Consider the following 9,338-nt stretch of genomic DNA (forward strand, 5'->3'; position numbering starts at 1 on the left):
GAGGCGATCGCCGACGCGGCCTTCGTCTCCCGGCGTACCTTCTCCAACTACTTCTCCAGCAAGGAACAGGCACTGCTCCACCGCGACCGGACACAGGTGGCGCGGCTGGTCGAACTCGTCCGCGACCGTCCCGAGCGGGAATCCCCGCTGGAGGCGCTGACCGGCGCCGCCGAGCAGTTGAGCGGCGAATGGCCGGAGAACGCCGCTGACGAGTACCGCTACCGAACGCTGCGTCTGCATCCGGCGCTGCTCGGCGAGTTGGTGACCACCTACGCCGCGATCGAACGGGATCTGGCCGCCGCGGTGGAGCAGCGCTTCCGCGCCGGGCCGGACGCCGGTCTGCAGGCCCGGGTTCTCGCCGCGGCCTTCCTGGCGGTCCTCCGCGTCGTCGGCCAGGCCGCCCTTGAGCAGCCCGACCGGAGCGTGGTGGACCTCCTCCGTCTGACCACTCCTCTGACCTGGCAGAGCCTTCGCTGAGAGACCTCGCGCTCGCGCCGTGGGGCATCCGCCGCGCCGCCGCGGATGTCACCCCTGCTTCCGGCCGCCCGGCTTCCTCTCCCGGCCACCGCGCCGCGCCCGGCGCCCGATGCCCGACGCGCGCCTCGCCGGGGACCGCAGAGGAGACAGCGCGGCGGCCGCGGCGATCAGCAGGGCGAGGCCGGTGAGCATGCCGTACAGCGGTGGTCCCGGGCGGGCGATTCCCGAGGTGATGAGCAGGGCGGTGGCGGCGGCCGGCGGATGGTGGGCGTCGAGGAGGACGAGCAGGAAGAGCGTCAGTCCCACCGCCAGGGCCTCGGCGCCGATCTGGTGCCAGGTGTCGGTCCGCTGCCCGGCGGTGGACGGGTACGGCCACAGGCCGAAGACCGCCAGACAGAGCAGCCCGCAGGCGGCGGCGCAGGTGTGTCCGAGGACGGAGCTGCGCACCTGGGCCGCCTCCGTGTGCGGGTGCGCGAGCAGGATGTACGCCGTGGGGCCGAGCGTAGTGGTGAGCAGCACCCAGCCCACCCCCTGGCCGATGGCGCCCACGACCACGAGCGCGGTGGCGGACAGGAGGAACAGCCGGGCTCCGGTGCGCAGCCGCGCGGGCACGAGGGTTCCTTCCTTCCGCCGGCGCGCGGCTCAGTCCCGGTATGCCTTCATCAGATGCAGCCAGACCTCGCTGATGGAGGGGAAGCAGGGCACGGCGTGCCAGAGCCGTTCGACAGGGATCTGTCCGGCGACGGCGACGGTGGCGGAGTGGAGGAGCTCGCTGACGCCGGGACCGGCGAAGGTCACACCGAGCAGATGCCCTCGGTCGAGGTCGACCACCATACGGGCCCGGCCCTGGTAGCCGTCGGCGTACAGAGCCGCCCCTGGCACCTCGCCGAGGTCGACGTCGACCACCCGTACGCGGTGTCCGGCCCGTTCGGCCTGTGCGGCCGAGAGGCCGACCGCGGCGGCCTCCGGGTCGGAGAAGAAGACCTGGGGCACCGCGTACCGATCGGCGGTGGTGGCGTGGGCTCCCCAGGGCGTGGTGTCCAGCGGCTGTCCGGTGGCGCGGGCTCCGATGACATCGCCGGCGATCCGCGCCTGGTACTTGCCCTGATGCGTCAGAAGGGCGTGATGGTTGACATCGCCCATCGCGTACAGCCGGCCGGCCTCGACGTCCCGTACCTGACAGGTCTCGTCGGTCTCCAGCCAGGATCCGGGCGTCAGGCCCACCGTCTCCAGTCCGATGTCATCGGTGCGCGGCCTCCTGCCGGTGGCGAACAGCACCTCGTCGACCTCCAGCCGGCCGCCGTCGTCCAGCGTCAGGGTGACGGGGCCGGTGCCGCCCGGGCGGCTCAGCCGGGTGACGGAGACATGGACACGTACGTCCGCACCGGCCTCCTTGAGCCCGGCCGCGACCACGTCACCGACGAAGGGCTCCATCCGGGGCAGCAGTCCCGGGCCACGGGCCAGCAGGGTGACCGCGGAGCCCAGGCCCTGCCAGGCACTGGCCATCTCCACACCGACACCGCCGGCGCCGACGACGGCGAGCCGCCCGGGCACCGTGCCGGAGTCGGTGGCCTCGCGATTGGTCCAGGGCCGGGCCTCGGCGATACCGGGCAGATCGGGCAGTACGGCGTCGCTGCCGGTGGCCACGGCCACGGCGTGCCGGGCGGTCAGTACCACCGGGTCGCCGTCGGAGGGAGTGACGGCCACCCGGCGCGGCCCGTCCAGCCGGCCGTGGCCGCGGATCAGGTCGGCGCCGATGCCCGCCAGCCAGTCGGCCTGTCCGCCGTCGTCCCAGCCGTGCACATGGCGGTTCCGGCGGGCGAACACCCCCGCCGGGTCGGGTGAACCGGTGACCGCCTCCCGCGCGCCGTCCACACGGCGGGCGTCCGCGACGGCGACGACCGGGCGCAGCAGCGCCTTGCTGGGGATGCACGCCCAGTAGGAACACTCGCCGCCGACCAGTTCCTTCTCCACCACCGCGACGCTCAGTCCCGCGGCGCGGACGCGTTCGGCGGCGACCTGGCCGACAGGGCCCGCGCCGATGACGACGACGTCATAGGTGTTCTCGGCCGGGGCTCCTGCTGTTCCGCTCATGAACCGCTCCCATCCTTGGCGTCTTCCGCTGCGGGGCCGCGCCCGTCATCGGATCACACGGCGCGCGGGAGTGGCCGTGCACGACATGCCAGGACGGAGGAAGACCACCGCGAAGAAGACCGCCCCGCTTGCGCCGGTTGCGCGTCCGCTCGCGCCGGTCGGCCGCCAGGCCGGTCCTCTCCGTGGAACGAGTGCCTCGGTACGGCGCCCTCGGCCCGCGTCAGCGCGCGTCGACCGGGGCCGGGAAGCTCCTCGTACGGCGCTCCGCCAGCAGGGCGTCACGTATCTCGCCCGCCCGTACCGCCGTGTTGGACAGCAGGGTCGAGGTGATTCCGTGAGTGTGTTCCGTGCCGCCCTGGAGGTAGACGCCCGCCGTCACCTTCGGGGCCGTCACCACCCGGTGGTTGCGGTCGACGAGGAGCGCGTCCTCGTCGTCGCGCAGACAGAGCTTGCCGATCCCGCCGAGGCGCTCGCCGAGGTCCTGCGGCCGGTAGCCCGTGGCATGGACCAGGATGTCCGCGGCGAGCACCTCCCGCTCACCGGTCGGCAGATACTCCACGGTGACGTCCAGTCCGCCGTGGTGCGCCTCGACCTCGCGGATACGGGAGACGTTCAGCATGCGCAGCCGCTCCCTGCCCCGCACCTTCTCCTGGTACATGGTCCGGGACAGGGACTCGATCAGATCCATGTCCACCACGGAGTAGTTGGTGGAGCGGTGGTAGTCGAAGAGCGACTGCTTCACTCCGCGCGGCGCGTTGTAGTAGATGTCGACGGCCTCGGGATCGAAGATCCGGTTGGCCATCGGGCTGTCGTCGGCGGGGGTGTAGCCGTATTTGGCGAAGACGGAACAGATCTCCGCGTCGGGGAAGTTGCGGTGCAGATAGTCGACCGCCTCCGCCGCGCTCTGCCCGGCGCCCAGCACCACGGCCCGCCGCACGGGAGTGTGCCGACCGGTCAGCCGGGCCACTCTGGGGATCAGTTCGCTGTTGTGCCAGATACGGTCCGACAGGACCGTCCCCGGCGGCAGATGCGGCTCCATGCCGGTGGCGACCACGACATTGCGGGCCCGGCGCACGATCAGCCGCTCGGGATCGGCCGGATCGCGGGTGGTGATGTCCAGCCAGCGCACCTCGCCCTCGACCGTCACCGGTTCCACCGACATGACCTCCGAGCCGTAGGCCACCAGGCCGTCGACCCGGGCGGCGGCCCATTCGAAGTAGTCGTGGAACTCGATGCGCAGCGGGAAGAGCGTCTTCTGGTTGAGGAAGTCCACCAGCCTGCCGCGGTCGCTCAGATACGACAGGAAGCTGAAGCCGCTCGTCGGATCCCGCATCGTGACCAGGTCCTTGAGGAAGGAGACCTGCATGGTGGCGTCGTCGATGAGCATGCCCCGGTGCCAGCCGAAACGAGGTTGCTTCTCCAGGAATCCGGCACTTATCCGTTCACTGTCCGGAACTTGTGAGTTGTGCTCCTGGACTGCTATCGCGAGAGCCAGGTTCGACGGCCCGAAGCCGATGCCCAGTACGTCGTGGATGAAGTCCGGCCCGCTCTGCAGTGGGTTCACCGCGTCATCGCCTCCCTAAGTGACCTCATATTAGGTAAGGTAAGGCTTACCTTGCAATGTTTGAGGAAGGATTCACCATGCGGGTCGTCATGTTCGGCTACCAAACCTGGGGTCACCGGACGCTCCAAGCGTTGCTGGACTCCGAGCACGAAGTGGTCCTGGTCGTGACCCACCCCAAGAGCGATCACGTCTACGAGAAGATCTGGGACGACTCGGTGGCCGAACTGGCCGAGAAGCATGGTGTACCGGTACTGCTGCGCAACAGGCCCGACGACGAGGAGCTGCTGCGGAGACTGCGCGAGGCGGCGCCCGACATCATCGTGGCGAACAACTGGCGCACCTGGCTGCCTCCGGAGATCTTCGACCTGCCTCCGCACGGCACGCTCAATGTCCACGACTCGCTGCTGCCGGCCTACGCCGGCTTCTCCCCGCTGATCTGGGCGCTGATCAACGGTGAGCCGGAGGTCGGTGTCACCGCGCACCGCATGGACGCCGAACTCGACGCCGGTGACATCGTGTTCCAGCGGTCCGTGCCCGTCGCAGCCACCGACACCGCCACGGACCTCTTCCACCGGACGGTCGACCTCATCGGGCCGATCGTGACGGACTCCCTCGACGCCATCGCCTCCGGCGCCGCCCGGTGGGTCCCGCAGGACCGCTCCCGGGCCAGCTTCTTCCACAAGCGCTCCATCGAGGACAGCCGCATCGACTGGTCCTGGCCCGCCGAGGACCTGGAGCGGCTGGTCCGCGCCCAGTCGGACCCGTATCCCAACGCCTTCACCCATCACCGCGGACAACGCATACGGATCGTCTCGGCGGCGCTCTCGCGGGCCTGTTACGGCGGTACGCCGGGCCGGATCTTCATCCGCGAGGGCGACGGGGTGGTCATCGTCGCCGGTCCCGGCGCGCGTACGGGCCGGAGCAAGGGCCTTGTCATCAAGCGCGTGCGGACCGAGGACGGCACGGAACACGCCGCCACGGACTACTTCCGCACGATGGGCGGCTACCTGACCGCCCGCCCGTGAACGCGTTCCCCGCCCGGACGGCGCCGGAGCGGCTGCGCGGCCGGACCGTCGTCGTCAAGTTCGGTGGCAGCGCGATGGTGGACGAGGATCTGACGCGTGCCTTCGCCGATGACGTGGTGACGTTGGTGCGCGCCGGGGTGCGGACCGTCGTCGTACACGGCGGCGGGCCTCAGATCAGTGCCCAGCTCAGCCGTCTCGGGATCGGTTCACGGTTCGTGGCCGGGCTCCGGGTGACCACTCCGGAGACGATGGACGTCGTACGGATGGTGCTCGCGGGCAAGGTGCAGCGCCAACTCGTCGGTCTGCTCAACGAGCACGGACCGTACGCCGTCGGCCTCACCGGCGAGGACGCGCACACCCTGCTCGCCGAGCGGCGGTACGGCGACGTGGACGGCGAGGCCGTCGACATCGGGCTGGTCGGGGAGATCACCAAGGTCGACACCACACTCGTACGGACGCTGCTGGACCACGGCCACATCCCCGTCGTCTCCCCGGTCGCCCGGGGCGAGGGCGGCGAGATCTACAACGTCAACGCCGATACGGCCGCGGGCGCGATCGCGGCGGCCCTTATGGCCGAGACACTGGTGGTCCTCACCGATGTCCCGGGTCTGTACGCGCGCCGGCCGGAGAGCGACCGGGTCGTGGAGCGGCTCACCACCGGGGATCTGGACCTGCTGCTGCCGGGGCTGGACGGAGGGATGCGGCCGAAGATGGAGGCGTGCGGGCGCGCCGTCCGGGCCGGGGTCCGTACGGCGCGTGTCCTCGACGGCAGGGTCGCCCATGCCCTGCTGACCGGTCTGCTCCACCCGGAGCGCGGAGGCACGACGGTCCTTCCCGGCACCGCGGCCGTTCGGGACACGGCGCTTCTCCCTGGCGCGGCGGTCCTTCCGGATGCGGCGCCGGAGGAAACGGAGAGCGCCTCTCCGCTTCTTCCGGCGAGCGCCGCGCCGCGCCCCTGATCCCCGCGCGCCCCTGGCCGCCGCCTCAGCCCAACGACGCGGGGGCGGCGGGCCGGTCCGGTGTGTCGGCGGCCGGTGCTCCGGCGGCCGGTCGTCCCGGTGTGTCGTGGTGGCGGCTCACCGGGACGACCATCGGCGTTCCGCTCACGGGATCGGTGGCCACCAGACAGCGCAGCCCGAAGACGTCCTCCACCGTCTGAGCCGTGATCACCTCGGCCGGGGCGCCCTCCGCCGCGATCGCGCCCGCCTTCATGGCGATGACGTGATCGGCGTAACGGCACGCCTGGTTGAGGTCGTGCAGCACCATGACGACCGTGCGCTTCTCGTGCCGGTTGAGGTCCTTGACCAGATCCAGGACGTCGATCTGGTGTGCCAGGTCGAGATAGGTCGTCGGCTCGTCCAGCAGCAGTACGGGCGTTCCCTGGGCGACCGCCATCGCGATCCACGCGCGCTGCCGCTGTCCGCCGGAGAGTTCGTCCACCGGGCGGTCGGCGAGATCGGTCATGGCGGTGGCGCGCAGTGCGTCGTGGACGGCCCGCTCGTCGCTCTTCGACCACTGCCGCCACCATGTCTGGTGCGGTGAACGGCCGCGGCCCACCAGGTCGACGACCGTCAGCCCTTCCGGCGCGACCGGGCTCTGCGGCAGTATGCCGAGCCGCTGGGCCAGCTCGCGGGTCGGGATGGTGTGCAGGGCGTGGCCGTCCAGTCGTACGGAACCGGCGCGCGGCGACAGCAGCCGGGCGAGCGCCCGCAGCAGTGTGGACTTCCCGCAGGCGTTGGCCCCGACGATCGCGGTGATCCGTCCCGGCGGGATCGTCACATCGAGGCCGTCGACGACCACCCGGCTGTCGTACGCCAGCCGCAGGCCCTCGGCCCGCAGATCGGGGCCGGTGTGATGCACGGGGTTCGATGACACGGGTTCAGCCTCCTGAGCCGACACGGTTGGCACGGACGAGCAGCCAGAGCAGCACCGGAGCGCCGAGCACTCCGGTGACGACGCCGACCGGGAGTTCGGTGCCCGGGACCACCTCGCGCGCGAGCAGATCGGCGGACAGCACCATCACAGCGCCGGTCAGACCGGCCGCGACCGGTGGCGGCCAGGCGGTACGGGCCAGTCGCTGGGCGACCTGCGGCGCGGCGAGCGCCACGAAGGCGACCGGGCCCGCCGCGGCCGTGCCGAACGCGATCAGCCCGACGCCCGTGACCAGCGTGGCCAGCCGGACCGCCTGCACGGGCGTCCCCAGGCCCTTCGCGACGTCGTCGCCGAGCTGGAGTGTCCGCATCCAGCGGCCGAGCAGCAGCGCGACCGGTACGAGCACGGCCAGCGCGATCGCCAGCGGCCCGACGGCGTTCCAGTCACGCCCGTTGAGATTGCCCACGAGCCAGCCGAGCGACGCCTGGGCCTCGAACTGCCCGCCGTACGCCATCAGATAGTCCGTGAGGCTGGTACAGACCCAGGAGACACCGATGCCGACGAGCACGATCCGGTAGCCGGTCGTTCCGCGCTTCCAGGCCAGGACGTACACCAGCAGCGCGGTGGCCAACGCGCCGAGCAGGCCGAGCGATTGAGTGCTCAGCCCCGCGTCCCAGCCGAGGACGACACCGGCCACCACCGCGGCGCCGGCGCCCTGCGTGATACCGATCATGTCCGGGCTGGCCAGCGGATTGAGCGTCATGGTCTGGAAGAGGGCGCCGGAGACACCGAAGGCGATACCGACGAGCAGCCCGGTCGTCGCCCTCGGCAGCCGCAGCTCGTGAACGATGAGATCGGTGCCCGGATCGCCCGCCCCGACGAGGGACCGCATCACCTCGGGCAGTGTGATCGGGACCTCGCCCACGGATATGCCGAGGCAGAACACCAGGAAGCCGGCGAGCGCCAGACAGACGCCGACGACGACCAGCCGGGGCCGGATCACACCGGAGACCGGCGGTCGCGCCAGCCGGAACGCGACACGGACAGGCAGGCGCGGGGCGGTTCGGGCGGTACGGGAGGACAGCAGACCGGTCATGTTCACAGCTCCGCGAGTCGGCGGCGGCGGACCATCGCGATGAAGAACGGGCCGCCGACGAAGGCGACGAGGACACCGGCCTGGATCTCGACCGGCCGTGCGACCAGGCGCCCGGCGATGTCGGCGAGCAGCAGCAGACACGGGGCGAGCACGGCCGACAGCGGAAGGAGCCAGCGGTGGTCGGGGCCGGTCCCGGCCGCCTGGGTGAGGATGCGCGCGATGTGCGGGACGACCAGGCCGACGAAGACCACGGGTCCGATGACGGCCACCGCCCCGCCGGTGAGCAGGGTGACGGCGAGCACTCCCGCCACCCGGATCAGACCGAGCCGCGTTCCCAGCGAGGCCGCCACATCGTCGCCCAGGGCCATGCTGTTGAGCGCGGGAGCCAGGGACAGGGCGAGTACGGCGCCGGCGGCGAGGAACGGCAGCACCTGGACGAGGCTCTCGCCGTTCTGGCCGGCGAGCGAACCGGCCTCCCAGAAGCGGAACCGGTTCAGGGCGTCGGGATCGGTGAGGACGACGGCGCTCGTGAGGGAGGAGAGCAGAGAGGTGATGGCGACGCCGGCCAGCGCCAGCTTCACCGGAGTCGTACCGGACCGGCCGAGGCCGCCCAGCAGATACACCAGGACACTCGCGAACAGCGCGCCGGCGAAGGCGAACCAGATGTATCCGTGGACGGTGCTCAGTCCGAACACGCCGACGGAGACCGCGATGGCGAAGGCCGCGCCCGCGCTGACGCCGAGCACCCCCGGATCGGCCAGCGGATTGCGCGTCAGGGCCTGCATCAGACAGCCGGACAGCCCGAGGGCCGCCCCCGCCGCCAGTCCCAGCGCGGTACGCGGCAGACGGACCGACCAGATGACACTGTCGATCCGGGAATTCGGCGGATTCCCGACGAGGGTCGACACCACCTGGTCCAGGGGAACGCTCAGGGCGCCGAACGCGATGGACAGCAGACACAGGGCGACGAGGGCGCCACCGGGCAGCGCCACCAGCAGCACCGCGCGAGGGACCTTCGCCCCGGTCACCGAGCTCTCTCCATGTCAACGTCCTTACTCTGCGGCCGGGCCATCACTGTAGCCAGCGCCTCGGGCTCCCGAAGGTGCCTCTATGTGATTAGGTAACCCTTACCTTAGTATGACGGCGACCCGGGCTCGACCCGGGGATCTATCTGCCTGGGGAGGCGCGGCCAACGTGTCCGGTATCGAAG

9 protein-coding genes are annotated in these 9,338 nt (G+C 71.2%); 3 read left to right on the forward strand and 6 right to left on the reverse strand.

Annotated features, from left to right (window positions below; translation table 11 throughout):
- Positions 1-477, forward strand: a 477-nt coding sequence (locus BFF77_RS35690; RefSeq protein ID WP_066950994.1) for a TetR/AcrR family transcriptional regulator, incomplete at its 5' end; no start/stop codon positions are given.
- 48 nt (positions 478-525) lie between these two features.
- On the opposite strand, the gene BFF77_RS18585 is transcribed toward BFF77_RS35690, so the two are convergent.
- From BFF77_RS18585 to BFF77_RS18595, 3 genes are all read right to left on the reverse strand, one after another.
- Positions 526-1,089 carry an HPP family protein gene (locus BFF77_RS18585; RefSeq protein ID WP_066950997.1) on the reverse strand — a complete coding sequence of 188 codons (564 nt, stop codon included), beginning with the start codon at positions 1,087-1,089 and terminating at the stop codon, positions 526-528.
- A 30-nt stretch (positions 1,090-1,119) separates the two neighbouring features.
- Positions 1,120-2,571, reverse strand: coding sequence for a dihydrolipoyl dehydrogenase family protein (locus BFF77_RS18590; RefSeq protein ID WP_066951000.1), 1,452 nt, complete (start codon positions 2,569-2,571; stop codon positions 1,120-1,122).
- Positions 2,572-2,791: 220 nt separating this feature from the next.
- Positions 2,792-4,135, reverse strand: coding sequence for a lysine N(6)-hydroxylase/L-ornithine N(5)-oxygenase family protein (locus tag BFF77_RS18595; protein ID WP_066951002.1), 1,344 nt, complete (start codon positions 4,133-4,135; stop codon positions 2,792-2,794).
- Positions 4,136-4,212: 77 nt separating this feature from the next.
- Between BFF77_RS18595 and BFF77_RS18600 the strand changes: the two genes are divergently transcribed.
- Together BFF77_RS18600 and argB are read left to right on the forward strand one after the other, a co-directional pair.
- Complete coding sequence (locus BFF77_RS18600) at positions 4,213-5,160, forward strand: methionyl-tRNA formyltransferase (protein WP_066951005.1); 948 nt, start codon at positions 4,213-4,215, stop codon at positions 5,158-5,160.
- Entirely contained in the window at positions 5,157-6,119 is a 963-nt protein-coding gene (gene argB, locus BFF77_RS18605) for an acetylglutamate kinase (RefSeq protein ID WP_245703580.1), read from the forward strand. The genes BFF77_RS18600 and argB overlap by 4 nt, the downstream gene beginning before the upstream one ends.
- Positions 6,120-6,144: 25 nt before the next feature.
- Here the strand turns inward: argB and BFF77_RS18610 are convergent, their stop codons facing one another.
- From BFF77_RS18610 to BFF77_RS18620, 3 genes are read right to left on the reverse strand one after another with little or no spacing between them, the layout of a single operon-like run.
- The gene (locus BFF77_RS18610; protein ID WP_079125272.1) at positions 6,145-7,035 is read right to left on the reverse strand and encodes an ABC transporter ATP-binding protein; all 891 of its coding nucleotides are present in this window, start codon (positions 7,033-7,035) and stop codon (positions 6,145-6,147) included.
- 4 nt (positions 7,036-7,039) lie between these two features.
- Positions 7,040-8,128: a FecCD family ABC transporter permease gene (locus BFF77_RS18615; protein WP_066951010.1), complete on the reverse strand. Its 1,089-nt coding sequence runs from the start codon at positions 8,126-8,128 to the stop codon at positions 7,040-7,042.
- Positions 8,129-8,130: 2 nt separating this feature from the next.
- Positions 8,131-9,156, reverse strand: coding sequence for a FecCD family ABC transporter permease (locus BFF77_RS18620; protein WP_066951013.1), 1,026 nt, complete (start codon positions 9,154-9,156; stop codon positions 8,131-8,133).
- Between the last annotated feature and the right edge of the window lie 182 nt (positions 9,157-9,338).

Source organism: Streptomyces lushanensis (genome assembly GCF_001700515.1).
Taxonomy (GTDB): Bacteria; Actinomycetota; Actinomycetes; order Streptomycetales; family Streptomycetaceae; genus Streptomyces; species Streptomyces lushanensis.

Bases quoted from the DNA above. Each gene is read 5' to 3' on its own strand.
- BFF77_RS18590 (WP_066951000.1), bottom strand. From the start codon at position 2,571: ATGAGCGGAACAGCAGGAGCCCCGGCCGAGAACACCTATGACGTCGTC.
- BFF77_RS18600 (WP_066951005.1), top strand. From the start codon at position 4,213: ATGCGGGTCGTCATGTTCGGCTACCAAACCTGGGGTCACCGGACGCTC.
- BFF77_RS18615 (WP_066951010.1), bottom strand. From the start codon at position 8,128: ATGACCGGTCTGCTGTCCTCCCGTACCGCCCGAACCGCCCCGCGCCTG.